26 protein-coding genes are annotated in these 25,423 nt (G+C 67.7%); 11 read left to right on the forward strand and 15 right to left on the reverse strand.

Features of this window, described 5'->3' with window-relative positions:
- Positions 1–27 precede the first annotated feature (27 nt).
- From AC1XX3_RS00535 to AC1XX3_RS00550, 4 genes are all read right to left on the reverse strand, one after another.
- Positions 28–1,497, reverse strand: a complete 1,470-nt coding sequence (locus tag AC1XX3_RS00535) for a mannitol dehydrogenase family protein (RefSeq protein WP_483319122.1) — start codon at positions 1,495–1,497, stop codon at positions 28–30.
- An 81-nt stretch (positions 1,498–1,578) separates the two neighbouring features.
- A complete protein-coding gene (locus AC1XX3_RS00540) occupies positions 1,579–2,619 on the reverse strand; it encodes a zinc-binding dehydrogenase (protein WP_483319123.1) in 1,041 nt (346 codons plus the stop codon).
- Entirely contained in the window at positions 2,619–3,668 is a 1,050-nt protein-coding gene (locus AC1XX3_RS00545; RefSeq protein ID WP_483319124.1) for a D-2-hydroxyacid dehydrogenase, read from the reverse strand. Before AC1XX3_RS00545 ends, AC1XX3_RS00540 begins: the two co-directional genes overlap by 1 nt.
- Positions 3,669–3,720: 52 nt before the next feature.
- Positions 3,721–3,933 (reverse strand): KTSC domain-containing protein, encoded by a 213-nt coding sequence (locus AC1XX3_RS00550; protein ID WP_483319125.1) that lies wholly within the window; start codon positions 3,931–3,933, stop codon positions 3,721–3,723.
- 127 nt (positions 3,934–4,060) lie between these two features.
- Between AC1XX3_RS00550 and AC1XX3_RS00555 the strand changes: the two genes are divergently transcribed.
- Positions 4,061–4,903, forward strand: coding sequence for a pentapeptide repeat-containing protein (locus AC1XX3_RS00555; protein WP_483319126.1), 843 nt, complete (start codon positions 4,061–4,063; stop codon positions 4,901–4,903).
- 121 nt (positions 4,904–5,024) lie between these two features.
- Positions 5,025–6,329 (forward strand): DICT sensory domain-containing protein, encoded by a 1,305-nt coding sequence (locus tag AC1XX3_RS00560; protein WP_483319127.1) that lies wholly within the window; start codon positions 5,025–5,027, stop codon positions 6,327–6,329.
- Between the two features lie 41 nt (positions 6,330–6,370).
- Here AC1XX3_RS00560 and AC1XX3_RS00565 read toward each other — a convergent pair whose 3' ends face one another.
- From AC1XX3_RS00565 to AC1XX3_RS00580, 4 genes are all read right to left on the reverse strand, one after another.
- Positions 6,371–7,549 (reverse strand): PQQ-dependent sugar dehydrogenase, encoded by a 1,179-nt coding sequence (locus AC1XX3_RS00565; RefSeq protein WP_483319128.1) that lies wholly within the window; start codon positions 7,547–7,549, stop codon positions 6,371–6,373.
- Between the two features lie 79 nt (positions 7,550–7,628).
- Positions 7,629–8,096, reverse strand: a complete 468-nt coding sequence (gene arfB / locus AC1XX3_RS00570) for an alternative ribosome rescue aminoacyl-tRNA hydrolase ArfB (protein ID WP_483319129.1) — start codon at positions 8,094–8,096, stop codon at positions 7,629–7,631.
- A gap of 45 nt (positions 8,097–8,141) precedes the next feature.
- Positions 8,142–9,017, reverse strand: coding sequence for a CPBP family intramembrane glutamic endopeptidase (locus AC1XX3_RS00575; protein WP_483319130.1), 876 nt, complete (start codon positions 9,015–9,017; stop codon positions 8,142–8,144).
- A complete protein-coding gene (locus AC1XX3_RS00580) occupies positions 9,014–9,550 on the reverse strand; it encodes a PadR family transcriptional regulator (protein WP_483319131.1) in 537 nt (178 codons plus the stop codon). Before AC1XX3_RS00580 ends, AC1XX3_RS00575 begins: the two co-directional genes overlap by 4 nt.
- A gap of 109 nt (positions 9,551–9,659) precedes the next feature.
- Between AC1XX3_RS00580 and AC1XX3_RS00585 the strand changes: the two genes are divergently transcribed.
- Complete coding sequence (locus tag AC1XX3_RS00585) at positions 9,660–11,003, forward strand: MFS transporter (protein ID WP_483319132.1); 1,344 nt, start codon at positions 9,660–9,662, stop codon at positions 11,001–11,003.
- 14 nt (positions 11,004–11,017) lie between these two features.
- On the opposite strand, the gene AC1XX3_RS00590 is transcribed toward AC1XX3_RS00585, so the two are convergent.
- A complete protein-coding gene (locus tag AC1XX3_RS00590; RefSeq protein ID WP_483319133.1) occupies positions 11,018–11,455 on the reverse strand; it encodes a DUF1810 domain-containing protein in 438 nt (145 codons plus the stop codon).
- Between the two features lie 50 nt (positions 11,456–11,505).
- On the opposite strand from AC1XX3_RS00590, the gene AC1XX3_RS00595 reads away from it, so the two are divergent.
- Together AC1XX3_RS00595 and AC1XX3_RS00600 are read left to right on the forward strand one after the other, a co-directional pair.
- Positions 11,506–11,973: a GrpB family protein gene (locus AC1XX3_RS00595; RefSeq protein WP_483319134.1), complete on the forward strand. Its 468-nt coding sequence runs from the start codon at positions 11,506–11,508 to the stop codon at positions 11,971–11,973.
- Between the two features lie 37 nt (positions 11,974–12,010).
- Entirely contained in the window at positions 12,011–13,180 is a 1,170-nt protein-coding gene (locus tag AC1XX3_RS00600) for a GntR family transcriptional regulator (RefSeq protein WP_483319135.1), read from the forward strand.
- Here AC1XX3_RS00600 and AC1XX3_RS00605 read toward each other — a convergent pair.
- The 4 genes from AC1XX3_RS00605 to AC1XX3_RS00620 form a co-directional block, all read right to left on the reverse strand.
- Positions 13,177–14,238 carry a glycoside hydrolase family 76 protein gene (locus AC1XX3_RS00605; RefSeq protein WP_483319136.1) on the reverse strand — a complete coding sequence of 354 codons (1,062 nt, stop codon included), beginning with the start codon at positions 14,236–14,238 and terminating at the stop codon, positions 13,177–13,179. The genes AC1XX3_RS00600 and AC1XX3_RS00605 overlap by 4 nt on opposite strands.
- An 8-nt stretch (positions 14,239–14,246) precedes the next feature.
- Positions 14,247–15,506, reverse strand: a complete 1,260-nt coding sequence (locus AC1XX3_RS00610; RefSeq protein WP_483319137.1) for an ABC transporter substrate-binding protein — start codon at positions 15,504–15,506, stop codon at positions 14,247–14,249.
- A 93-nt stretch (positions 15,507–15,599) separates the two neighbouring features.
- On the reverse strand, positions 15,600–16,526 hold the full coding sequence (locus tag AC1XX3_RS00615) for a carbohydrate ABC transporter permease (RefSeq protein ID WP_483319138.1): 927 nt from the start codon (positions 16,524–16,526) through the stop codon (positions 15,600–15,602).
- Positions 16,523–17,479 (reverse strand): carbohydrate ABC transporter permease, encoded by a 957-nt coding sequence (locus AC1XX3_RS00620; RefSeq protein ID WP_483319139.1) that lies wholly within the window; start codon positions 17,477–17,479, stop codon positions 16,523–16,525. The genes AC1XX3_RS00615 and AC1XX3_RS00620 overlap by 4 nt, the downstream gene beginning before the upstream one ends.
- Positions 17,480–17,783: 304 nt before the next feature.
- Between AC1XX3_RS00620 and AC1XX3_RS00625 the strand changes: the two genes are divergently transcribed.
- Complete coding sequence (locus tag AC1XX3_RS00625; protein WP_483319140.1) at positions 17,784–18,980, forward strand: glycoside hydrolase family 76 protein; 1,197 nt, start codon at positions 17,784–17,786, stop codon at positions 18,978–18,980.
- Positions 18,981–19,026: 46 nt separating this feature from the next.
- On the opposite strand, the gene AC1XX3_RS00630 is transcribed toward AC1XX3_RS00625, so the two are convergent.
- Positions 19,027–20,154, reverse strand: a complete 1,128-nt coding sequence (locus AC1XX3_RS00630) for a TetR/AcrR family transcriptional regulator (RefSeq protein ID WP_483319141.1) — start codon at positions 20,152–20,154, stop codon at positions 19,027–19,029.
- A gap of 48 nt (positions 20,155–20,202) precedes the next feature.
- On the opposite strand from AC1XX3_RS00630, the gene AC1XX3_RS00635 reads away from it, so the two are divergent.
- From AC1XX3_RS00635 to AC1XX3_RS00645, 3 genes are read left to right on the forward strand one after another with little or no spacing between them, the layout of a single operon-like run.
- Complete coding sequence (locus AC1XX3_RS00635; RefSeq protein ID WP_483319142.1) at positions 20,203–20,775, forward strand: hypothetical protein; 573 nt, start codon at positions 20,203–20,205, stop codon at positions 20,773–20,775.
- 3 nt (positions 20,776–20,778) lie between these two features.
- On the forward strand, positions 20,779–21,408 hold the full coding sequence (locus tag AC1XX3_RS00640; RefSeq protein WP_483319143.1) for a histidine phosphatase family protein: 630 nt from the start codon (positions 20,779–20,781) through the stop codon (positions 21,406–21,408).
- Positions 21,380–22,621 carry a PEP/pyruvate-binding domain-containing protein gene (locus AC1XX3_RS00645; protein WP_483319144.1) on the forward strand — a complete coding sequence of 414 codons (1,242 nt, stop codon included), beginning with the start codon at positions 21,380–21,382 and terminating at the stop codon, positions 22,619–22,621. The genes AC1XX3_RS00640 and AC1XX3_RS00645 overlap by 29 nt, the downstream gene beginning before the upstream one ends.
- Positions 22,622–22,858: 237 nt before the next feature.
- On the opposite strand, the gene AC1XX3_RS00650 is transcribed toward AC1XX3_RS00645, so the two are convergent.
- A complete protein-coding gene (locus AC1XX3_RS00650; RefSeq protein WP_483319145.1) occupies positions 22,859–23,182 on the reverse strand; it encodes a hypothetical protein in 324 nt (107 codons plus the stop codon).
- Positions 23,183–23,577: 395 nt separating this feature from the next.
- Here AC1XX3_RS00650 and AC1XX3_RS00655 point away from each other — a divergent pair, with 395 nt between their 5' ends.
- A complete protein-coding gene (locus AC1XX3_RS00655) occupies positions 23,578–24,126 on the forward strand; it encodes a helix-turn-helix domain-containing protein (protein WP_483319146.1) in 549 nt (182 codons plus the stop codon).
- Entirely contained in the window at positions 24,119–24,946 is an 828-nt protein-coding gene (locus tag AC1XX3_RS00660) for a CPBP family intramembrane glutamic endopeptidase (RefSeq protein WP_483319147.1), read from the forward strand. The genes AC1XX3_RS00655 and AC1XX3_RS00660 overlap by 8 nt, the downstream gene beginning before the upstream one ends.
- Positions 24,947–25,423 lie beyond the last annotated feature (477 nt).

The raw sequence follows: 25,423 nt of genomic DNA on the forward strand, positions 1-25,423 counted from the left end.
GTCGCCGCCACTGACACCGAAGCGGCGTCAGTCCCCGGCGAGCTCGCTCATGGTGGCGTGGGCGCCGTGGACGTAGAGCGAGTCGAGGGCGGCCGTGTAGGCCTCGGCGAACCGCGCGTCGTCAGCCACGTCGCCGAAGAGGGCGGCGTTACGAACGAAGGCCAGCCGATCGGTGCGCTGCTGCAATGCGGTCACGGTGAGGGCGTCGGCGAGATAGTCGGCGATCTCGATCAGCTTGCCCTGCTCGTCCACCCCCTCGGCGTAGCGCGCCCAGCTGGCGACGATGGCGGCCGAGGCCGTCACCGGCCGCCCGTTCGCCAGGTTGTCGAAGATCACCGGCATCAGCCACTTCGGGATCCGGTCGGAGCCGTCGGTGGCCAACCGGGCCACCGTGTCGAGCACCTCGGGGTTGGAGAACCGGCTGATCAGGCTGCTGGTGTAGTCGGCCAGGTCGATCCCGGGTACCGGCTGCAGGGTGGGGATCGCCTCGGTGTCCCAGTATCGCCTCAGGAAGCGCCGGAAGACGGGGTCGGTGGCTGCCTCGTGCACATAGCGGTAGCCACTGAGATGGCCGAAGTACGCGATCGCCTGATGACCGGCGTTGAGCAGCCGCAGCTTCATCATCTCGTACGGCTCCACGTCTGCCACCACCTGGACGCCGGCCTCCTCGAACGGCGGCCGGCCGGCACCGAAGTCGTCCTCCAGCACCCACTGGAAGAACGGCTCGGCCACCACCGGCCAGGCGTCGTCGACGCCGAACTGCTCGGCCACCTGCGCGCGGTCGACATCGGTGGTTCCCGGCGTGATCCGGTCCACCATGGAGCTGGGGAACCGCACCTCCGCCTCGATCCAGGCGGCGAGCTCGGGGTCCTTGGCCGCGGCGAACGCGGTCAGCACCCGCCTGGCCACGTGGCCGTTGCCGGAGATGTTGTCGCACGACATCACGGTGAACGGCACGACGCCGCGGTCGCGGCGGCGGCGCAGACCCTCGGTGATCAGCCCGAACGCCGTGGCCGGCACGGCACCGGGCGCCAGGTCCGCGGTGACTGTCGGGTTGGTCAGGTCGAACTCCCCGGTCAGCGGGGAGATGTTGTAGCCGCCCTCGGTCATGGTGAGCGAGACGATGCGGATGGCCGGGTCGGCCAGCTTCTCGAGCACGGCCTCCACGTCGGCGGGTGCGAACAGATATTCGATGATCGAGCCGACCACGCGGGCTTCCCGATGACCGTCCGGATGCTTCTCCACCAGCGTGTACAGCCCGTCCTGCGCCGTCAGCACCTCCGCCATCCGCTGGTCACCCGGCAGCACGCCGACGCCGCAGATGGCCCAGTCACGCGCCCGGCCGGCGTTCAGCAGCCGGTCCAGCACCAGCGCCTGATGCGAGCGGTGGAAGCCGCCGACGCCGAAGTGCACGATGCCGGCGGTGAGGGTGGAGCGATCGTACGTCGGCCGGGCGACCTCGGGGTGCGCCTCGGCCAGCAACGTGTCTGCGGTCATGTCCTGCATCCTCTCGTGGTCGGGCCACACCGGGCGACCGGGCCACGCCGACATGGTCAGATCATTCTCGCCAGCGGCGTGCTACGAGTCGGTGAAGCGGAGCAGCACCTTGCCGGAGCGCTGCGCGTTCCGCGCGGTCTCGAAGGCAGCCACCGCCTCGGACACCTCGAACTCGTGGGTGATGACCGGATCGACGACCAGCGACCCGTCGGCCAGCGCGGCGACGACCTCGTCGATCTCCTCGTTGAAGCGGAATGATCCGACCAGCTCCAGCTCACGGGCAGTGGCCAGCGCCATCGGCACCGGGGCATCGCCGGGCGGCAGCATCCCCACCATCACGACGCGACCGCCGCGGGTCGCGGCACGGATGGCGGCGGCGAGCCCGGCCGCGGTGCCGGAGGACTCGACCACCACATCGGCGTCCACCAGGTCCACGGCCGGGTCGTCGGCGGCGATCGTCGACGTGGCGCCGAGCTGCTCGGCGATCAGCCGGGGATGCAGGTGCAGGTCGGTGGCGATGATCTCCGCCGCCCCGGCCCGCTTCAGCACTGCGACGGTCAGTGCCCCGATCGGCCCCGATCCGATCACCAGCACCCGGCGGCCGGTGACGTCGCCGGCCCGGGCTACGGCGTGCCAGGCCACGGCTGCAGGCTCCACCAGGACGGCGGTGCGCAGCGGCACTCCGGACGGCAGCGGCCGGAGCATCGAAGTCTCCAGGGGTGTCCGTCGGACGAAGGCTCCCTGGGTGTGCGGCAGGTGCGCGGCACTGCCCAGGTAAGTCCCGGCCGGTGACAGGTTCGGTCGGTCAGCCGGGTAACGGACACTGCCGTTCCCGGCATCCGGTCGGGCCGGATGGACGGTGACCGGTGTGCCTGCTGCGGGTCCGGACCCGTCGGCCGCGGCCACCGCGACGATCCCCGCCACCTCGTGACCGAGGAGCAGCGGTTCGCGCAAGATCGACTGGCCGGCCGCGCCGGCGGTCCAGTAGTGCAGGTCGGACCCGCAGATGCCGCCATAGCCGATCTGCACCACGGCCTGGTCGTCACGGGGTTCGGGCATGGTGACTGGCTCGACCCGCAGGTCGTTGATCCCGTGGATGACCACGCCCAGTGTCTGCGACATCAGTAGAACTCCACCGTGTCGACCACGTTGGCCAGCTCCTGACCGTCGAGCAGCCGAGTGGCGTTGGCCGCGAACAGCTCCGCGATCCGCCGCTGCTCGGCCGCGTCCATGGCGGCCGTGTGCGGGCTGACGAGCACCGAGTCCATCGACCACAGCGGACTGTCGGCCGGCAGCGGCTCGGTGGCGAAGACATCCAAAGCGGCGAAGCCCACCTGGCCCTGCGTCAGCGCGTGGACCAGCGCCGCCTCGTCGATAACGCTGCCGCGCCCGACGTTGACCACCGTCAGGCCCGGTCGGACCGCGTCGAAGAAGTCAGCTCCGATGAGCTTCTCGGTCAGCTCGGTGCCCGGCAGAGTGACCACCACCGCGTCGTAGCGCTGGGCCGTCGTGACCATGTCGTCGGGGTGGATGACGTCGGCCACCCCGGGCGCAGCCGTACCGCGTCGGCTGGTGCCGACGACGGTGACGCCCCAGGCGGCCAGCAACCGAGCGACCTCGGCCCCGATGCCACCGAGCCCCACGACCAGGACTGTCTGGTCGCGCAGCTGGCCCATCAGCCACCGTCCGGGCCAGCGGTGCGCGGCCTGGTCCCGGTGCAGCCGGGGCAGGTTCTTGGCGCCGCACATCAGTCCGAAGATGGCGAACTCCGCCAACGGTCCCCCGTGCACTCCGGCCGAGGTGGTGAACTGCACCCGTTGCAGGTCGTCGGAGTCGAGCTGGGCGGCCTTGACCTGCGCCCCGCCGCCGGCGGCCATGGTGTGCACCCAGCGCAGCCCCGGGTTGGCCGCGATCGTGCGGGCAAGCTGTTCGGGGCTGGAATCCGGTACGCCGAAGATGGCGTCCGCGGAGTCCAGCAGCTCTTCGAACCGCTGCTGCTGCGCGTCGGAGCGTCGAAAGTCCGGATCACCGCCGAAGTCGATCTCGGACCGCATCGGTGCCAACAGCTCGGGGTCCCAGACGAGCTCGATCCGCGGCTCGCGCTCGGTCAGGAGCGCCGCGATGGCGTCGTCGATGGGGGTGCCGACCACGACCCGAAGCTGATCACTCACCTGGTTGTCCTCTCTCGCGTCCACTGGCGTGCCCTCATCCTGCCCTGCGACGTCAGAGCCGACGTGTCGGGTACCGCTGGCGCACCTGAGCCAGGAAGTAACGTCCGACGCTCGGGGCCGCCATCAGCTCCGCATGCACCGACGCCGGCACCGCGAAGTACTGGTAGGTCTCATCAGAGGCGAACTCGATCTCCAGCACCGAGGTCGTGTCGTCGTAGCCGATCGAGCGAATGCTGCTGCTCTCGACCCGCACTCGATTCAGCACAGCTGCCACCTTACGAGAGCTCGACGTGGTCCGGGCGGGAGGTCACGAGGTCTAGATTTGGTCCGATCCCGGCGTCAGACGCGCTGACCCGGCGTGGTCATCCTCGGAAGAAGGCAGGTGGACCCGCTTGCAGGAATGTCCTACCCGGCTGACGGCCGACTGCAATAGCTGCTTCGGGCTCTGCTGCGTGGCGCTGGCCTTCACCCGGTCGACCGACTTCGCCGTCGACAAGGAGGCCGGCGAGCCCTGTGTGAACCTCGATGTGCACGATCGCTGCCGCATCCATGCCGACCTGCGTCCGGCCGGGTTCAAGGGGTGCACGGTGTTCGACTGCTTCGGGGCCGGGCAGCGGGTCTCGGCAGTCACCTTCGCCAACCGCAGCTGGCGCGACGACCCGGCGGTGCGGCAGCAGATGTTCGCGGTGTTCCCGCTCGTCCGCCAGCTGCACGAGCTGCTCTGGTATCTGGCTGAGGCACTCCGGCTGCCGCTGCCGAGCGAGCTGCACGATGAGGTGCACCAGGCGTACGTCCGCACCGACGCACTGGCCGGCGCTGAGCCTGCCGACATCGGCGCGATCGAGCTCGGCGGTCACAAGGACTCAGTCATCTCCCTGCTCCGCCGGGTCAGCTCGACCGCCCGCGCATCCGCGACCCCGTCCCGAGGCCGCGGACGAGGTGGCCGCTCGGGCAGCCGCCGCGAGCTGGCGGGTGCGGACCTGATCGGGGCCGACCTGACCCGGCGCGATCTGCGGGGGATGGACCTGCGCGGGGCGTACCTGATCGCGGCCGACCTCCGCGGCGTCGACCTGAGCCAGACCGACCTGATCGGCGCCGACCTGCGGGACGCCGATCTCACCGGCGCCGATCTGTCGCGCGCGCTCTTCGTCACCCAGACCCAGGTCAACGCCGCGCGGGGGGATGCCACGACGAAACTGCCCACGACGCTGACCAGGCCCGGTCACTGGCGATGAGTCTCGGCCCGGACACGATCTGGCACATTCGACCTCGGGTGCAAGCTCTGTTTGATGTACTAACCAATTCAGTGGGTAAACCTCGACGATTCCCCGTCGCATCCCGAAAGGTCCGCCACCGTTGCCGCACCAGACCGGGCGTCCGCGCCCCCCTGCACGCCCTCGGGACGGCGACGAGACACTGGGGGCTGAGCTGGGCGAGCTGGCACCGGCGTCACAGTTCGGTGACCTCTTCCGGTACGGTCAGCTCGAGGCCTCCGAGATCCCGGTCGTCGACCTCGCGACGGGCACCGTGGTCGCGGTCAAGATCGTCCCGCACGGTCCCGCAAGCGGGCCGTACGCCGACCCGGACCTGTTCCGCTCACTGATCGAGGGCTCCGAACATGCGCTCGCGATGGACATCGCCGCGCGCTCTGTCGGGCTGCAGCTCGCCCAAGAACTGGTCGACGGCCGCGACCATGCGCTGTTGATGGACGCCGAGCTCTCCTCGTTCGTCGATCTGGGCTCGGCCGAGCCCTTTCACGACCGCCGCTTCGTGCTGGTGATTCCCAGCGAAGGTCTGCTGGAGCGTCCGGCCCAGATGCTGCGACTGATCAGCACCGCACGGCTGCAGGGCTGGGAGATCGGACTGCGCGGCGTCGGCCGCAGCTTCGACTCGATCGCCGCCGTCTCGATCGTGGAGCCGGCCGCGATCGTGCTCGACCCGCTCGTGTTGGCCGACCCGGGATCCGACCTCGCGATGGAGACCCTGCAGACCGTCACCGCCTTCACCCAGAGCTCCGGGGCGATCGTCACCGCCGAGCACCTGGACGACTCGTCCCTGGTGGCGACCGCCCGCAGCCTGTCGGTGGTCGCCGGCTCGGGCCTCGCGGTCGCCGATCCCCAGCACGTCTGGTCCGACGACTCGGCGGACCTGCGGTTCGACATGTTCACCCCACCCTTGCCGACGCCGCATCACAGCTCCTACGAGCTGGCGGTCAAGCGATATCCGGCGCGACGGGGCACCAAGGCGATGCTGCTGGCGCTGAGTGCGCATATCGAGCAGCTGGCGCAGCACGCCGGCCGGTCCACGTTGATCTTCTCCAGCTTCCAGCACGCCGACCAGATCACACCCGCCACACTGGAGCGCTACGTTCCGCTGGTCGACAACTCGACCATGATCATGATGGCGGCACGGAACCTCCCTGCCGTGGATCTGCCGGGTGTCTCGGTGGCCGACCTCGACGCGTCGGACCCGCTGACGCGGGAGTGGGTGGTCGTGGTGCTGGGTCCGACCGTCGCCGTGCTGCTCGCCGCAGCCGACCACGACATCGGGCACGGGACCGAGGCCGATCGCGAGTTCGACTATGTCCTCACCTTCGACCGTGACCTGACCGCGCACGCCGCGCGCTCGATGCTGACCCGGTTGGCCCGCCGAGCGGTCTAAGGCTGGGATGCACGTCAACACCGTGCCGGCCGAGGGTGATGCTATAGCGACACCCGCAGGATCAAGTCGTCGTCGCGGCCGGGGGCAACGCGTCCGTCGGTGTTGCTGGTCGTCATCCACAACGCCCCGTCCGGGCTGACCACCACGGAGCGGATCCGGCCGTGGTCGCCGCCGAAGTGAGCGCGCGGCTCCCCCGCCCGCTCACCCGTGAGCGGGACCGAGAACAGGCACTTCCCCTGCAGTGCGCCGACGAAGGCGGTCGAGCGGGTGATGGCCAGGCCGGCCGGCGAGCAGCTGCTGGTCGGCGACCACACCGCCCGCGGTGAGGCGTACCGGTCGCCCTCGACGCGTCCCTCCACCCGCGGCCAGCCGTAGTTGCCCCCGCGCTGCAGCAGATTCAGCTCGTCGGCCTCCTTGTCGCCGAACTCGGTCGCCCACAGTCGGCCGGCGGCGTCGAAGGCGAGACCCTCGATGTTGCGGTGGCCGTAGGTCCATGCCCGGTTGCCGAACGGGTTGCCCGGCGCCGGCCGGCCGTCGGGACGTATCCGCAAGACCTTGCCGGCCAGCGACCTCCGGTCCTGCGCGGCCGAGGAGTCTTCGGCATCGCCGGTGGAGACGAACAGCGTCCGGTCGGAGCCGAACAGCAGCCGGCCGCCGTGGTGATGGGTGCTGGTGGGGATTCCGGCCAGCACCACCCGCGGCCGGCCGAGCCGACCGCCGGCGATACTCATCCGGACCACGCGGTTGTCTGACCCGCTGGTGAGGAAGGCGAACAGCGTCTCGTCGTCGCCGGGAGCGAGGGCGATGCCCAGCAGCCCACCCTCCCCCAGCCCGGTCGGTGCCACCACGCCGCGCACCTGGCCCAGGGTGGTCACCTTGCCGGATCGCTCGATCCGCCGGACCCGTCCGGTGCCGCGCTCGGAGACGAGAGCGGCTCCGGAGGAGAGGAAGGCGATCCCCCACGGAACGTCCAGTCCTTCGGCGATGGTTTCGCTGACCCGAGGGCTCGGCGCGGTGGTGGGCGTCGGTGCCGCCGAACGGCTGGGTGACGACCGCCTGCTCGGCGACGCGGACGCGGCGGAAGGCCGAGTTGAGGCAGGCAGTGCTGTCGGGGACGCCCTCGTCGATCCCGAGGGCGCCACCGGACCTGGACCGGTGCTGCAGCCCACCAGCGCGCCGAACACCGCCGCAGAACCCAGCAGCACCGTACGACGACTCACGATGGACTCAACCGGGCCCCGTCCGTACCTCCGCGTCACCATGGCTCGATTGTGACGCGTCCGCGATCGATCACCGGACTCAGCTGCCGTGGTCGGGACGCGACCGTTCCTGCTTGAGCCGTGACCGCGCCGACTTGCTCTCCAGCCGCCGCTCCACCGAGCCACGGGTGGGACGGGTGGCGCGGCGGCGGCGGGGTGGCGGTGCGAGGGCCTCGCGCAGCAGCTGGGCCAGGCGACGACGGGCGGCCTCACGGTTGCGCAGCTGAGCCCGATACTCCGACGCGGTGATGACCAGTTCCGCATTGACCAGCCGTGGTTCGAGCCGGTGCAGCACCCGTTCGCGCAAGGGGTCTCCGAGAGCGGCGAGGCTGCGGGAGGCAGTGGGGTTCCAGCGCAGGGTGACCCGGCTGTCGGCGGTGTTGACGCCCTGACCGCCGGGGCCGGAGGCGCGGGAGAACCGCCAGCTCAGCTCGTCAGCAGCGATGGTCAGTGCGTCGTTCACGCGCAACGCGGCGTCAACGCGGTCAGAGCCGGTCGGATCCACCATCTGCCACCTCCGTCGTGTCTGCCCGGACCTCCATGGTGGCAGTGATCATCGAGCGTGCGCCCCGACCGCCGTGGGAGCTGGAGTCGCGTCGCTGCGGCGCTGGTCTGGAAGTCCGAGCCGTCCGCGCGTGAGGACAATGGTGATCATCGCCAGCACGGCCATGCCGAGGGCTGCGGGCCAGTTGTCGGCCACCGCATGGCCGGCCAGGGTGCCAACGGCGAAGAGCGCCCAGTTGATGCCGTTGTGGCCGAGGATCACCAGCAGCACCGAGCCGCCTGAGCCATTGGCCAGCCAGGACATCACGTACGACATGCTGACCACCAGCAGCAAGTACGCCAGGAACTGGCTCGGGTCCTGTCGGGCGGTGTCCCACTCGTCGGTGAGGAACAGGGGTGCGTGCCAGCAGCAGTGGACCACGCCGAGCGCGAGCGCCGCAGCCATCGGGTGGAGCCGTTCTTGGAGTCGGGGCAGCGCGAAGCCGCGCCAGCCGGGTTCCTCCTGGATCGGACCGCCCAGCAGGTAGGTGAGGTAGGTGACGCTGAGCAGTCCCACCACCGCGCCGCCCCCGCCGGGCACGACGCTCCCCGGCGCGAGCAGGTAGGCGATGCCGGTGGCCGCAGGGATGGCGACCAGGGCGAGCAGATACCAGATCGGATGGACCCGCCACGCGACGATGCGGCGCAGCAACTGTCGAAGTCCCGCACGGCCCTCGGTGAGGCGAGTCACCAGCAGAGCGGCGCAGAACGGACCCGCGAACAGCCCGAGCTGGTTGATGCCGGCGACCGCGGAGAACGGCAGCTGGAACGACAGCAGACCGAGTCCGCTCTGGGACAGCCACCACGGACTCCAGGCCACCCAGGAGCCGAGGTAGGCGAGGACGAAGAACGCCGTCAGCGGGTGGCGTTGGATGACTGTGATCATTGTGGTTCTCCGAGGTCATCGAGGACTGACTGCCAGAAAGCGAGGTCGGCACGCGCGGTCATCCGGCCCCAGGAAAGGACCCGACGGTGGCTGGCCTGGACGCCGCCCAGGCCGGGTTGATCAAGGAACTGCAGCGTTGCCGTGAGCTCGCCCACCCGCTGTGTCGCCAGCGGCTCGATCACCGACGGTGCGGCGTCTGCGAAGAACAACCGCAGCATCGCCGGGTCGCGGTACTGCGGCGGTTCGGGAGCCGCTCCTAGCCACTCGACGAGCGCGGCGCGGCCTCCATCGGTGATCGTGAAGGTGCGGCGTCTGCGGCCCGTCTCCTCCTGCGCCGCCGAGACGAGACCGATGTCCGCCAGACGCTGCGGCTCGGCATACAACTGCGATCTGGGGACCTGCCAGAAGAAGGAGACGGACACCTCGACGTTGCGTCCGAGCTCATAGGAGGTCTGCGGACCGGCAGTGGCCAGCAGCCCGAGCACGATGTAGGAGACCGGCCGAAGCGTACGGTCCGATTCGGACGGTTGCATGGCTTGATCGTACCAAGCATGTCGTCGTGTCGGCGTCGGAATGCTTGCAGCCGATCATTCTCTCGGCCAGCATGTGGGTGACGTGCCGTATCCCCGGACGGAGAAGATCATGAGCGAACTCGCAGCCGATCAACCCGGAGCGGCCGGCAGCACGGCCAGCCAGTCCGATGTCCGACGCGCAGCGTGGGCCGGACTGATCGGGACCGCACTCGAGCAGTATGACTTCGTCATCTACGGGACCGCGGCGGCGCTGGTCTTCAACCAGATCTTCTTCACCAACCAGGATCCGGCGGTCGGCATCATCTCCGCCTTCGCGACGTACGCCATCGGGTTCGGCGCCCGACCGCTGGGTGGACTGTTCTTCTCGCGCTTCGGTGACCGACTCGGTCGCAAATGGGTGATGGTCGCCACCTTGTTCCTGATGGGCATCTCCACCTTCGCCGTCGGGTTGCTGCCCACCTACGGACAGGTCGGCGTCGTGGCCCCGCTGCTCCTGGTGGTCTGCCGGTTCTTCCAGGGCTTCGGCGCCGGAGCGGAACAGGCCGGCGGTGTGGTGCTGCTGACCGAGACCGCGGCCACCGGCACCCGCGGCCGATACGCCTCGCTGGTGTTCGTGGGGGCTGCCGCGGGCACCGCGATCGGTGCGGTTGCCTGGATCCTGGTCCAGCTGCTGCCGGACGAGGATGTCCTCAGCTATGGCTGGCGGCTGGTGTTCTTCTCCTCCGCCCTCGTCACTGTTGCCGCCTATGTCATCCGGCGGCGGATGAACGAGTCGCCGGTGTTCGCCGAACTGCAGAAAGAGGGCATCGCCGAGCGCGAGGCACCGATCACCGATGTGTGGCGCAACGGGCGCCGCAACCTCTTCCGGGTGTTCTTGATGAACGTCGGCGCCAACGCCCACTCCTACATCTTCCAGGTGTTCCTCGGCAGCTATCTGATCACCTACCTCGATGTGGACTCCGACTTCATCCCGAAGGTGCTGCTCGTCGGTGCCCTGTTCGCCTGCGTCTCCGCCTTCACCGCCGGCACGCTCAGTGATCGGCTGGGACGCAAACCGGTGGCCCTGTTCGTCACCGGCTTCTTGTTGATCTTCCCGGTGCCGGCGTTCTTGTTGCTGGACACCCGCAACCTGCTGCTCATTGCGGTGGTGATCGTCCTCGGCTTCATCTTCGCCGCCCAGGGCACGGTCGGCGTCCAGGGCGTCTTCTTCGCCGAGCTGTTCGGCAGCCGTTACCGCTACGCCGGAGTCGCCCTGGGCCGGGAGTTCTCCAGCGTGGTCGGCGGTGGCATCTCACCGCTGGTCTGCTCCGCCCTGGTGACCTGGGCCGCCGGTCACTGGTGGCCGGTCGCCGTCTACATGACGTTCATGATGGCGATCACCTTCTTCACCACCTGGCTCTGGGCCCCGGAGACGCGGGACCGCGATCTGCGACTGGAGACCGACGCGGTCTGAACAGGCAGGGCGCCTCAGAGCAGCGCCAGAGTCGCCGCGTCCCGGCGGCCGTCGAAGAACCGCTCCAGGACCGCGGCGCAGCGCGACCGGATCATCGGCCGGCCCTCGGCGGCCAGCTCGAACAGGGTCATCGACGAGCGCAGCTTGACCGCGTCGACAGCACCCAGGACCTCCTCGACCGTGACCGGGGTGAGTTCGAGCAGGGCCTGGCAGCACTCGCCCAGCCGCGGCCCGAGGACCGGGTGATCCAGGTAGGCCCGCGCCTCGTCCAACGAGGTCAGTGCGTACGCCCTGGCGGTGGCGCTCCGGCCGAGCCCGGCGATCTGCGGGAAGACGAACCACATCCAGTGGCTGGTCTTGCGGCCACGCCGCAGCTCGGCCAGCGCAGCCCGATAGGTGCCACCGCGATCCTGCGCCTCGACGAACCGCTGGAGGTCGTACTGATCGCTCATCTGCGCAGTCTAGGACCGCCAGGGAGCGCACCGGTCGTACTGTGGCTGCTGTGCCCGAGCTACGCCCCGCCGAGGACTTCCAGGCCGTCGCAGCGCGGGTCCTCCGGCGACAGCGACAGCTGCTCGAGACACACCACGTGCCCGGTGAGCTGGTGCTGATCGGTGGCGCCAGCGTGGCCGGTGCCCTGACCCGCGGAGATGTCGATCTTCACCTGCGGGTGGAGCCGGGCGACTTCGCCGGCGTGGTGCGAGTGCTGCGCACTCTGCATGCCGTGGTGCACCCCCAGATCTGGCAGTCCACCCTGGCCACGTTCGAGGTGGCGGAGGAGGCTCCGACCGGGATCGCTGTCACGCCGCTGCACTCCGAGCACGATCAGCGGTTCACCCTGGCTTGGCAGCGCTTGGCGGCCGACCCGGCGCTGGTCGCCGAGTACAACGCGGTCAAGCTCGCCGCCGGCGCCGAAGACTACGAGGACGCGAAGTCGCGTTTCTTCACTCGTCTCGTCAGCGGCTGTTAGCATTCAATATACTTTTAAGTCGGAAAACGGAGACGCGATGACCGCTTTGTACCGCCAGGTGTACGCCCGTCTCCGCGCCGACATCGAGAATCACGTCGTGGCCGTCGGCGATCGGCTGCCGATCGAGGCAGAGCTCGCCGAGCAGCATCGGGTCAGCGCCATCACGATCAAGAAGGCACTCGGCATGCTGCGGGACGACGGGTTGGTGATCCGCCGCCCTCGACTGGGAACCGTGGTCGTCGCCGACCGGGTCGCCACTGCTCCCACGCTGCCCGCCCGACCGCTGCGTCCGGTGATCGGCGTGGTGTTCACGAACTTCGACGACACGTTCGGCACCAGTCTGCTCACGGGGATGCTGGACGCGGCCCATCAGACGGCCGACGTTTCGGTGCACCGCAGCCACGGACGTACCGAGGTGGAGGACGAGATCCTGCGAGGGCTGACCGAGCGCGGCGTGCAGGGAATCATCTTGGAACCGACGTCATCGCAGTACGTCTCCCCCGCCGTGCTGGAGATGATCACCCGGCAGTTCCCGGTCACCATCGTCGACCGGGCGCTTGACGGTGTCCCGGTGTCGACGGTCAGCTCCGACAACGTCGACGGGGCGCGGCTGGCGACCCAGCACCTCTTCGACGCCGGGCACACCCGGCTCGGCCTGGTGCGACCGACCGGTCACGTCTCCAGCCTCGAGGACCGGCACCGCGGCTTCATCCTCGCCCATGCCACCGCTTCGGTCCCGCACGACGAAGGCAGCGTCTTTCGGGGGGTGGAATCCACCCGCCCGTCCAGCAAGACCAGTATCGAGACCGACGTGGCCCGGCTGCGCGACTACGTCGCCGCCCACCCGGAGCTGACCGCCTTCGTTGCCTGCGAATACAACATCGCCTTGATGTTGGCGGAGGCGTGCCGGCTGGAGGGGCTGTCGGTGCCGGCTGACCGGTCAGTGGTCTGCTTCGACCATCCCGACCTGAGCTTCGACCTGGCGCACTTCCGCTTCACCCACGTCCGACAACAGCAGGGCGAGCTGGGTGGGTTGGCCCTGCGCCAGACGCTGGCGCAGCTGGACGAGACGGCACAGATCGGCAAGCACACCCTCCCCATGACCCTGGTCGAGGGGCAGTCGGTACGGCGACTGAGCGCCCCGGTCCGCGCCGCCGGCGCGACGGCGCGGACCAAGCGGTCCCGCCCGAGCGGGGCCCGGGCCTAGCGAGACGCCGAATCCGACTCCAGCCGAGCCCGCAGCTCGGTCGCCATGATGGCGCTGAGCATGGTGGAGTAGGACACCGGCAGCTCGACCGGCGCCAGCCAGTCGTTGCCCGGTAGCAGCCACCCCTCAGCCTCCGCCTCCTGCCACAGCACATCGGTGCTGGACCGGAGAAACCGCTCGATCCGGACCCGGGCGGCGGACTCGTGGCCGAGCCGCGGCAGCAGCAGACCGAGGTAGCGATAGCAGACGCCCTTGAACAGTCCTTCGTCGCCACCGGAGCCCTCCGGCAAGAAGATGCCGTCCTGTCCCAGCTCGTCCACCGCGGTGATCGCGGTCCGGGCGGCCCGCTCCAGCAGATCGGGCTCAGCGAGCGCCTCCGCCAGCTCGACGGCAGCTCCGACGTACAGACCCTGGTTGTAGGTGAAGCGCCACTGGGTGTCCACCTTGCCGTCCTCGAGGCGGTTCACCCCGTCCTCGACGAACCCTGACTCGTTGACCAGGTTGGTGCTGAGCCAGTCGAAGGCGGTGGTGGCGACGTCGAGATAGCGCTGCTCACCGGTCAGCCGGTGCAACCGCACCGACAAGATCACCAGCGGGCCGTTGGCCGGGGTGTTCTTGTAGCCCAGCTGCTGTTTGCGCCAGGCCAGGCTCCAGCCCAGCGTGTCATTCCATCCGTGCTCGACCACGTGGTCCCACAGGTCGACGGCCAGCTGCCGGTGCTTGGCGTCCCCGCCGGCCTGGTGAAGCCGGAGCAGGGCGAGTGCATACCACAGCATGTCGTCGAAGTAGTCGTTGAACGGACTGCCCCCGTTGCGTTCCAGCAGGTTCGTGCTCACCGCCTCGGTGGCCACCAGCCAGGCCGGATCCTGGGTACGCTCCCACGCATCCAGGCGGCAGTCCATCACGTGCGCCAGCCACCAGTAGTTGAACACCTTGTTGTCGACGTCCGGGTGGGTGTTGTTGAACAGCTGCGGCGACGCGCTGCCGAAGAAGTGCTCGAGACTGGCGTGGCTACGGTCGGCGCGGTCGTTCCACAGCGCCGAGCGGCGGTCCGTCATCGGCGCTGTCACTTCCGGTTGCTCGCGAGGATCTGGTTGCCCTGCTTCTCAGCCTCGGCCAGCGCCTGCTCGGCAGCCATCTCGTTGGCCAGGAACTTCTGCAGCGCCGGAATCAGGGCCTTGCCCTCCACGTCGGAGTAGCCCGGTGTCGCCGGCCGAACCTCGGCGTACTCCATGGTGGCGACGAAGGCCTTGTACTTCGGGTCGCCGGTGAAGAACTCGTCCTGGGACGCCGGCTTCAGTGCCGGCAGCTGGCCGGAGATCTTGCCGAAGCCCAGTGCGTTCGCCGGCGTCGTGCACCACCACTTCATGAAGGCCCATGCCCCCTCGCTGTTCTTCGCCCCGCGCGGGATGGCCAGACCGAAGCCGCCCATTCCGGCCGCCTTGTCGCCGTTGGGACCGGCCGGCGGCTCGGTGATGCCGTACTTCAGGTCCGGCACCTTGCCGAGATCGGCCAGCACCCACGGACCGTTGTATTGCAACGCCATCTTGCCCTCGGCGAAGGGCACCCCGCCCGCACCGAAGCCGGGCTCGTAGACGCCGGCGTCCATCAGCTGCTTCCAGAACTGCAGCACCCGGAGCCCTTCGGTGGAGTTGAAGGCCACCGTCTGGCTGTCGGAGCTCAGCATCGACCCGCCGGCCTGGCGCAGCCACATGCTGAACAGTCCCGGGTCGTCCAGCGCGAACCCGGAGACGGCGAGCTTGCCGTTCTTGCGCTGCGTCGTCTTCTGCGCGACATCGAGCAGGCTGTCCCAGGTGGTGGGTGGCTCGACGCCGGCCTTCTCCAGCAGCTCCACGTTGTAGTACAACGAGCGGTTGTCGACGATCAGCGGAAGACCGTAGACCTTGCCGTCGACGGTCATCTCAGTCAGTGCCTGCTCGTAGAGCTGCGCGGTGTCGACCTTGTCGGCGGCGATCTTGTCGTCGACCGCGGCCAGGGCGCCCTTGGGGACATACAGCGAGGTCTGGAACCGGTCCCAGAGCACGACGTCGGGCACCTGCCCACTCGCCAGTCCGGTGAGCAGCTTCTGCTCGGTCTCCTTCTGCTGGACGTACTTGACGGTGTAGTCCGTCTGCGCTGCGTTGAAGGCAGCCACCTGCTTGGTGATCTGTGCGGCCTGGTCGCCGACCCAGCCACCCCAGAAGGTCACCTCCTTGATTCCCGAGCCGCCCGATGCCTGGCCGCCGTCAGAGCTGCCGCAGCCGGCGACGCCGGCAGCCGCCGACCCCAGCACGAGTGCTCCGAATGTCCTGCGTGAGATGTCCATGGATAGTCCCTTCGTTGGGTCGGCCGCGGCCGGGAGAACTGACTGGAGAGAAGGTCGGCGGGCGGGAGGGCTGGTCGACGCTCGCCGACGTGCTTACTTGGTGCCGATATGGGCGATGCCCTCGATGATCCACCGCTGGGTGAACAGGAACAGGATGAGCATCGGCAGGCTGGTCAGGATGGTGCCTGCCATCAGCGGCCCGAAGTCGGTGGCCCGTTCGTTGACGAACGACGACAGCGCGACTTGGACGGTGAACATTCGCGGGTCGTTGAGCACGATCAACGGCCACAAGAAGGCGTTCCAGCCCGCCTGGATGGTCATCACGCCCAGAACGGCGAGACCGCCCTTGGCCAGTGGCAGATACACCCGGCTGAAGATCTTGAACTCGCTAGCGCCGTCGATCCGGGCTGCCTCGCCGAGCTCATCGGGCAGAGCGAGGAAGAACTGCCGCATGAAGAACACCGCCATCGGACCGGCCGCGCCGGGCAGGATGATGGCCCAGAAGGTGTTGATGAAGCCGAAGCCGCCCTGGCCGGTGATGTCGTTGCCACCCACCAGCGGGAAGTAACGCAGCACCAAGAAGGTGGGGACCATGGTGACGATGCCGGGGACCATCATGGATCCGAGGAACAGCGCGAACACCGGCGTCCGGCCGCGAAAGCGCAGCTTGGCCAGCGCGTAGCCACCGAGGCCACCGAAGAACAAGTTGGTGGCCGTGCCGGTCAGGGCCAGCACCGCCGAGTTCACCAGATAGCGAGCGAACGGGGTGTCGGTGAAGACCTTGCGATAGTTGTCCAGGGTGGGGTGCCTCGGCAGGATGGACAGATAGCCCCCGAGCACCTCTGCCGGCGGCTTCAGCGACGTGGCGAGGGTCCACAGCAACGGCATCACCGTGCTGAAGGCGATGGCCACCACGGCCACCCACCACAGGGCCTTGCCGACCAGCCGCCACCGGCTGGTGCGCTTCTTCCGCGGCATCGCGACCGCGGCAAGGCGCGGGTCCAGCGACGTGGCGCTCACTTGTCCCCCAATCCGTTGACCCTGGCGTTGATGAGCGAGAAGACCATGATGATCAAGAAGAGGACGAAGCTGAGGGCGGAGGCATAGCCCATCCGCAGCGAGCCGAACCCCTCGGTGAAGATGTAGTAGACCATCGTCACCGTCGAGTTGCCCGGACCTCCCTTGGTCAGGATGTAGGCCTGGTCGAAGACTTGGAAGGCCCCGATGATCTGGAGGGTGGAGACCAAGAACATCGTCTTGGAGATGCCGGGCAGCGTGACGTGCCAGAACGAGCGCCACACATTGGCCCCGTCGATCAGCGCCGCGTCGTAGAGGTCACGGGGTACACCCTGGAGGCCGCCGAGGAAGATGATCATGTTCGCGCCGAACCCGGCCCAGACGCTCATCACCACGATCACCGGCATGGCCCAGGCCGACTCGTAGAGCCAAGCGGGCCCGTCGATGCCGAACCAGCCGAGCACGACGTTGAAGACGCCGTACTGGGGGTTGAGCAGCCAGAACCAGATCGATGCCGTGGCCACGCTCGAGGAGACCACCGGGATGTAGAACAACGTGCGGAACACCCGCGAGACCCGGCTGTTGCGGTTCAGCAACAGCGCTGTCGACAGGGCGACGACAATGCCGAGAGGCACGTACAACGCTGTGTAGTAAGCGGTGTTGCGCAGCGCTATCCAGAAGAAGGAGTCACGAAAGATCTTGGTGTAGTTGCTGACCCCGACCCAGTCGAAGGCCCCGATGATCGAATAGTCGGTGAAGCTCAGCACTGCGGCAGCGCCGACCGGGATGAGCAGGAAGACGATGAACAAGATCACCGGCACGGCGACGAAGAGCCAGCCGTTGATCGCTTGTTCCCGCCGCGTGGTCCGGCCGGATCCGATCCGTCGTCGTGACCGGCGAGGCGGTTCACCGGGCGTGGTCTGCCCGCGGACGGAACCGTCCAACAACGCTGTCATCTGATGCTCCCTTGCCCAGTCACGATGCCGGAAACATATATTCATACTATTACGTCTTGCAAGTCCGGGCGAATAAGTATAAGTAATCTACCCATTGCCAAGCGGCAGGCGGTGTCGTAGGTTCGACCCGAATCCCCTGCCGCGATCGGCCACCTGGGTGGCGACGATCGAGCGGGACTGACGATCGACTCACTCCAGCGCCGTCGTCGGTCCCGATGGCTGCGGTGTCCGCTGCCGCAGATCACTGCCCCACCGTCACACCGGGCGCCCAGAGCGGGCGCCTTTCGAACAAGGGAGTTCGTCCATGCAGCAGTCCCAGCCCATCAGCCGCCGCGCCTTCACCGTCGGCCTCGGCGGAGTCGGTCTCGCCGCCGCCGTCCCGACTGGTCTCGCGGCAGCCCACAACAGACCGCCACAGACGTCCGCCCGTTCGTGGGAGCACAGGGCTCGGGCCAGCTATGCCGCTCTCCAGCGATACTTCCGCGCCGACGACGGGTCGGGCCTCTACCGCGAGCGTTACCCGGTCACCGCGGAGGACCCCAAGTATTCCTACGAGTGGCCCTTCTCCCAGGCCCACGTGGCCGCCCTCGACCTGACGGGGATGCGAGGCGCCACCCGGGCCGACCGCCGGGCGCTGGCCGGGCACGAGCGCGCCCAGCAGCTCTACTGGAGCGAGGCCGGCAGCACCGGGCTGCCCGGGTTCGCCTCCGCGGTCGTCCCGCCGTACGGCAACGGCGGTGACTTCTTCTACGACGATAACGAGTGGGTCGGGCTGAAGGATGTGCAGCAGTGGCGGATGTTCGGTGACCGCGATGCCGTCCGGGAGGCCGAGAAGATCTTCGCACTGGTCATCTCCGGGTGGGACACAGATCCCGACCATGCAGCGCCGGGCGGGGTGTTCTGGACCCAGGCGCCGTGGAGCTCGGACCGCAACACGGTATCCAACATGCCCGGTGCAGAACTGGGGCTGCGGCTGTATCAGATCACCGGGCGCCGGTCCTACCTGGACTGGTCGCTGCGGATGTATCGCTGGACGAACCGCTACCTGCAGCGCCCGGACGGGCTCTACCACGACCACCTGGACCTGGCCGGCACGGTGGAGAAGACGATCTGGAGCTACAACCAGGGCGTGCCGGTCTGCGTCAATGTGGCGCTGTACGAGGTGACCAGGGATCGCCGGTATCTGGCCGAAGCCGTCCGGATCGCCCGTGCCGCCCGGGCCTTCTACGCCACCGACGACCGCCTCGACGGCCAGCCGGCGTTCTTCAACTCGATCTACTTCAAGAACCTGCTCCGGCTGGGAGCGGCGACCCGTCAGGACAGCTATCGCGACGACATGGCTGCCTACGCCGACCGGATGTGGCGCACCCGGCGCGACCCGGAGACCGGATTGTTCGGCGGTGCGGACGGTGAGCGGGCGGAGATGATCCAGCAGGCCGCGATGGTGCAGATCTACGCAGTGCTGGCCTGGTCACCCCGGCGGCATCACTTGCTCTACTGAGGCCGCGCTGGGCCGACTCCTGGCGGCGTTCTGCTTGGTCGTGCGGTCACTCCGCTGGCAGCAGCGGCGACAGGTCACGTGGCAGGCTTTGCGATGGCGCACCCCTGCCGGTGATCGCAACGGCGTACGCGGCTCCGCGGCCGGATGCGCGCGAGACAATTCTGCCTCCCTCGATACGGACGGCCGCTTCGGTCTCGTCATCGATGTTGTGCAGCCCAAGAGCCGATGCGATGAGATCCGTGTCGTCGATGACCAGCTGAATGCTGTCCCATGCCTCGAGCGGGAAGACGCTACGAGCGCAGCCAAGGAGATCGCTGATGCGCAGCCGGATCAGATGGCCGGTCTCCGCCGGGTCGCCGGTGACGATCACGATGCTGACCTGATCACCGGCGACTGCGGATCGCAACGCCTCCTCGGCAGCAGACGCGCGCGCCGCGCCCAGCACGACGATGAGGCCGTCTGCGTCCAGGTCGACACTCGTACGGCCGATCCGATCCACCACGTCGGTCGGCGCCGTCCACGACTGCTCGCAGACCTCTGCCGGCTCGATGTACGGCAGATGCGGAGGGGCCCAGGCGTCCGCCAACTCGAGGCTCGCCAGATGCTCAACCGCCCGGATGCGGTCGAAGGGATCGCCGAACCCGGGAGCACACTCAGCGAGGTGGCTCGACCCCCACAGCACCGTCATGGCCAGCTCTGCCAGCCGGACCCGTCGCTGCGGCGCCCCACCTCGATCGCATGCTTCGAGTCCGATCGCAAGCAGCAACGCCTCCAACCGCGCCAGTTGCGCAATGACGACTCGACTGTGGTCATCGTCGATCACCCCGACGAGGGAACGCAGTTGAAGGCGGCCACCCGGCGCGCTGTCATCGAGGAGCGGCAGCCGCTCCAACCAGCTCCGAGCGAACGCTCCAAGCGCCTCACTCACGGAGGCCGGCGCCCCAGCAGGTGTGCCGGTGTCAGCGCCGTCGACGAGATCGACGAGAACGGCCAAGTACAAAGCACGTTTGCTCGGGAAGTTGGAGTAGACCGCGCCTCTCGTCAACTCCGCCCACTCGGCGATCCGATCGACCTTGGCCGCACCGTATCCGAACTCGCTGAACTCCTGCCGCGCCGCCGCCAGCACCGCTGCGCGATTGTGTGCCTGCTGCTCAGCCCGCGTCATCCGGGACATCGCCGCTCCTTCCATCGTTCGCGGAACTAGGATACTTTCAACATTCAGATGGTCGCATCATCTGAATTGGCGTGGCGGCGCACGGACCTGGCAGCCAATCTCGTCGGTGACACTCTCCGCGGCCTCGAACGACAAGATCTGGTCGAGCGGATGACCTTCGCTGACGCCGGTGGCTGGATCCTCACCGACGCCGGCAAGGGCCGCGACGCTGAATTGCTGGGGGAAGAACTCGAGGCATCCGGAGCGCGGCGCGTTCTCCAAGCCACTGTTGAGAAATTCGAGAGGACCGTGAACCCCCGGCTCGTCGAGGCAATCACGGCCTGGCAGCTTCACTCCTCCACTGACCGCTCGGTCAGGCGCGTGGAGGTGCTGTCGGAGCTGACTCACCTAGCCGATGGCCTCAGTCTTCTGATGGCCCACCTCGGCGGTCAGCTTCCGCGGTTCTGCCGATACCCGCGTCAGTATGCGGTGGCACTGGAGAAGGCTCGCGCTGGTGACGATCGGTGGGTGGCGGGCGTGGGGCGACTTTCCTGCCACACCGTGTGGGCCGAGCTTCACCAAGACCTTCTGTCGAGTCTCGGTCGCGACCGTTCCGCGGATCCACGCCAGGGAGGTCGATGACTCATGGCTGCTCGCACCCTCTACCTCGTGCGCCACGGGGCAGCTGACGCCTGGGGCCAGTTGACTGATGAAGGCCGGGAACAGTCTCACCTGATCGGCCGGCGGCTCTCGCGGCTGCCCATTGATGTCGTGTGGCATTCGCCGCTGGCCCGGGCGGTCGAGAGCGCCCAGATCATCGCAGCGCAGATGCCGCGGGTCCTGGTCGACGAAGCGGCTGAACTCGTCGACCACGTCCCGTTCGTCCCGGACAGCGAAGATCTCTCACCCACATGGACCGGGTTCTTCGACGGCTATGACCGCGCCGAGGCCGAAGCCGGGCGACGTAGTGCCGACGACCTGGTCGCGCGGTTCGGCACACCGAGCATCCGGGCCTCGCGCCCGACCCACGAAGTGGCCGTCACCCATGCCTACCCGATTGCCTGGCTGGTGCGCGACGCGCTCGGTGCCCCACCGGCTCGATGGATGTCCCTGGACGGTGTCGCCAATACGGGTCTCACGGTGATCCAACACACCGACGGTGAACCTCCTGTCGTCGTGATGGTCAACGACATGTCTCATCTGCCCACCCCGCTGCGCTGGACAGGCTTTGCCGGTGGCAGACACTATGAGCGTCGTGAACCTCATAGCGGCTGATCACGTGACCGCAGGTGGCAAAGCCGCTGCCTTGGCCGACCTCCTACGGGCAGGTTTCCACGTACCGCAAGGTGTTGTCCTCCCTGCCAGCACGTATCGGGCCGCAGCCGCGGCGCTTCGCCTCAGTGAGCTCTCCGCGAATCAAGCCGAAGAGGCTCGATCGCGCATCCTGGGCTCGCGCCTGCCGAGCCAAGTCGTCGATGACGTCTCTCGGGCCTTGGAGCACCTCACCGACGAGGCACCGACCGACTACCTTGCCGTGCGCTCATCCTCCATCGCTGAGGATGACGAAGACGCATCTGCGGCAGGACAACACGACAGCTTCCTTGCCGTACGTGGAACCCAGCAGGTATGCGACGCGATCCTCAAGTGCTGGGCCTCGGTGTGGACCGAGCGCGCGATCGCCTACCGAACCCGGCAAGCCATGCGGGACACCGCAGCGTTCGATATGGCGGTGCTGGTCCAGCAGTTCGTCGATGCGAGCGTCTCCGGGATCATGTTCACCGACGGCGGCAGCGTGATCGAAGGCTCCTGGGGACTTGGAGAACGCATCGTCGCCGGCCACGTCACTCCGGATTCCTGGCGCGTCGGCGACGTCGGGATCATCGAGCGCCGACTAGGCCGCAAGACCGAGCGCACGGACCGCCACGACGGCCGCCTCGTCACGCGCGCCATCGCGCCTGTCGAGCAGATGAATCCCTGTCTCACCGATACTCAGGTGCTGCACCTGCACGCCGTGGGCGCGGAGGTCTCCGCCACGCTGCGCGGTCCTCGAGACATCGAATGGGCCATCACCGGACACTCGACGTGGATCCTTCAAGCCCGGCCCGTCACAGCACCCGTACCCGTACCCGAGCGCATAACGCCGCCACCCGCTGCTGACGCTGGGGCGGCCATCATCGGCGAGCCAGCCAGTCCAGGTGTCGCCTCCGGACCCGTTCGCCTCGTGCGCGGTCCCGCTGACTTTGCCAAGGTGGAACGCGGGGACGTGATCGTTTGCCGCCACACGGACCCGGCGTGGACGCCACTGTTCACCGTCGCAGCCGCGGTGGTGACCGAGACCGGCGGAGTCCTCTCTCATGCCGCGATTGTCGCTAGGGAAATCGGGATACCCGCCGTCCTCGCAGTTCCACGAGCGACCGAAGTGCTCGCCGCCTCATCCAGAGTCACCGTTAATGGCAACACCGGTCGCGTCTCGCCGTGCGTGTCGTAGGACAGCGTTTGGCCGCACACCGCTGCGACCCGGGCCACATGCAAAACTATCGCGCCAATGCCCAGGGAGATTTCGATTTCGCAATTTGGCTGCAGGAACACTCAGCGGCTGACCACTTTCAAGCCGCCGAGTTCCGAAACTCTGATCTGACGAGGTTGCGACCTGCTTATTGGTGGAGCAATTGACTGTTCGTCAGCGGCCCCACCAATAGCAGATGCTTACAGACGAGTGTCGGTGCTATCCGCAGTTGACAGCTGCATACGAGGTCCACGAGCGGTCGTAGCTGCCGGTCGACTGAGGATTGATCCAGGTACGCGCCTGCAGATCGCAGCCGCGATAGTAAATCGACTCCATCTCACCCGGTCCGTGCGCGTTGTAGGACAACTGGCAGGCCACGGCTACCGGCCCAAGGAGGCCGCACGCGGCGACGCCCGTGTTTGCGGCATCGAGGAACTCGCCGAGTTCAGCATTCGAGGAGGTGTTGGTGATATCCGGCGTGCCCGTGGCATAACTTGGATCCGCACTGGCGGTGGTAGCGGTGAACAGCGACGCGAAGGTCATAGACCCGGCCACAGCGGCGGTTGCTATTACTCGTTTCGTATTGTTCAACATGTCTTCTACGTTACCAAACTGTGACCTTATGCGTAAGCCCCCCTCCCCTATTTGCCGTGAAACGGAATAGCGACGCCGTTAGAACCGTGCGCGTTGCCAGCGAAGGGAGAAACCAAATCAACAGCACGGCGGGAGCTAGCGCACAGTTGCCTGGGGCGAGCAAGCTTGTGCTCATTTGATCGTCTCGCTGGCCTGCCGCCCGGTCGCGTTCTTGAGTGCTGGGCCCCGGGAAGGGAGGCGCTGGAGTGCAGAGCATGACCAGCGGAGAGTCGCCAATCACCGCCTGACCAGGGACTTTATCGCACACTAGATGCAAAGAAGTGTTTGCACTAGCGTATCGGCCTGTGAACCCTGAAACGTCACCCGGCGTGCTGCGCGCCCTTGCGCACCCGCTGCGGGTTCGTTTGCTGATGGAGCTTCGGGAGGGGTCAGCCACCTCGGCGATGTTGGCTAGGCGTACCGCGCAGACCCGCGGAAACGTCAGCTATCACTTGCGCTCACTCGCACGGGCAGGACTGATCGATGAAGACGGCGATAAGGGCACCGACCGTGAGCGTTGGTGGCGAGTCGTCACACTTCCCGAGGTCGATGCGCTGACACTCAGCGGGGGTGACGGCGTAGTGGGCGCCGCCGAAGCGGTGATGTTCGAGCGGGGGCGGCGAGTGGCGCGGTTCGCTGAACGGTTGAGCGCCGGGAAGGTCCCGCCGGATCGCGTGGAGGCGACCCGTGTCAGTGAGCTGCGTTTCAACGTCTCTGCTGCACGGCAAGCGGACCTCGTGGCCGAGATCGACGCCGTGCTCGCTCGGTGGGAACAGCTCGCTGATGAGCCCGGAGTGGACGGGGAGACGGTGGAAGTGCAGCTCGCCATCTTCTCGGTGCCCTCCGATGACTGAGCGCGGCCGCATGGGGATCGGTGCTTTCGTCACCATCGCTTTCGGGTGGGCCTGGGCGTGGTGGGCGCTCTCCATCCTGCTGCTGACAAGAGATCCGGACTCTCCACTCGCAGAGGTGGCTACCTTTCTTGGCACCTGCGCCCCGGCTCTTGCCGCATGGACGATCTGGTGCCGATCGAGCGATGCGCGCGGCGCGTGGCGCAAGCTCGGGCGCTGCGTGATCCCGTCCGGGCCGTGGACCGCATGGGTCGCTCCGTCACTGGCGATCTTCGCGGTAGCCGGGGTCGCGTCCTGGTCACAGCGGCTCTGGGGCGACCCGGTGCCGGCGTCGCCGTCGCTGTGGCTGATTCTGCCGCAGCTACTCGTGATGCTCGTCGCCGGCGGCGGCCAAGAGGAGATCGGTTGGCGCGGATGGCTGCACCCCGCCGTTCGTAGTCGAACCGGACGCTGGCGCACGCCACTTGTCATCGGTGCAATCTGGTTCTGTTGGCATCTGCCGTTGTGGTGGACACCCGGCTCGATCCAGACCTACGTTCCCATGCCCGCCTTCGCGATGGTGCTTCTCGGCCTATCGTTGCTCCTGACAAGGGCACTCGAAGCAACCGACGGCCGGCCTTCGGTCGCGATCTGGTTGCACGCCCTGAACAACCTCGCGGCCAGCTGGCTCGTCTTCATCACGCCAGAAGCCGACGCGACACAAGTCGGTTCCTGGGTGATGGGTGCTGGGTATCTCATCATCGGGGTAGTCGCGATGCAAACTCGCGCGATCCGACGCTTCCCCCGACTTCGCCTCCGCCATCCGAGGCCGGATACCGACTGACCACCAGTGGGCCGAACCGCAGATCCAAGCCGATCAAGACTGGATCGGGGCGATGGCACGTACCGGGACTTCGCTCGGTCGAGAGACGGCTACCGGTCATACCCAGTGGCTCGAACAATGCCTGCTGAGCCAGAACCGGCAGCAAGCTGCCGGTCACCGAGGTCAGCCTCTCCGCCCGCAGGATGTAGCCCACGATGCTGTAGGCGAAGACACTGCCCGCAGGCGCCTCGGGCGCAGCCAGGCTGCTCCCCCCTGCAGCACCGAACCGTTGGTCAGCTGCTGTACGTCTTCCAGGCCGAGGGCCGCCACCGCCCGCGCCGCGGACCCGATTCCGGCTGTGTGGCGTGTCGTCGGGACGCAACCGACCCGACAACACCTGCTGCCCGACCAGCAGACCGACGAACTACTTGGATACCGATCCGCAATGAGAGGCGCTGAATGTGCCTCTGACTAAGTGTCTTGCTGGTGGAGCATAGG

The sequence above is a fragment of the Microlunatus sp. M237 genome (assembly GCF_056896895.1).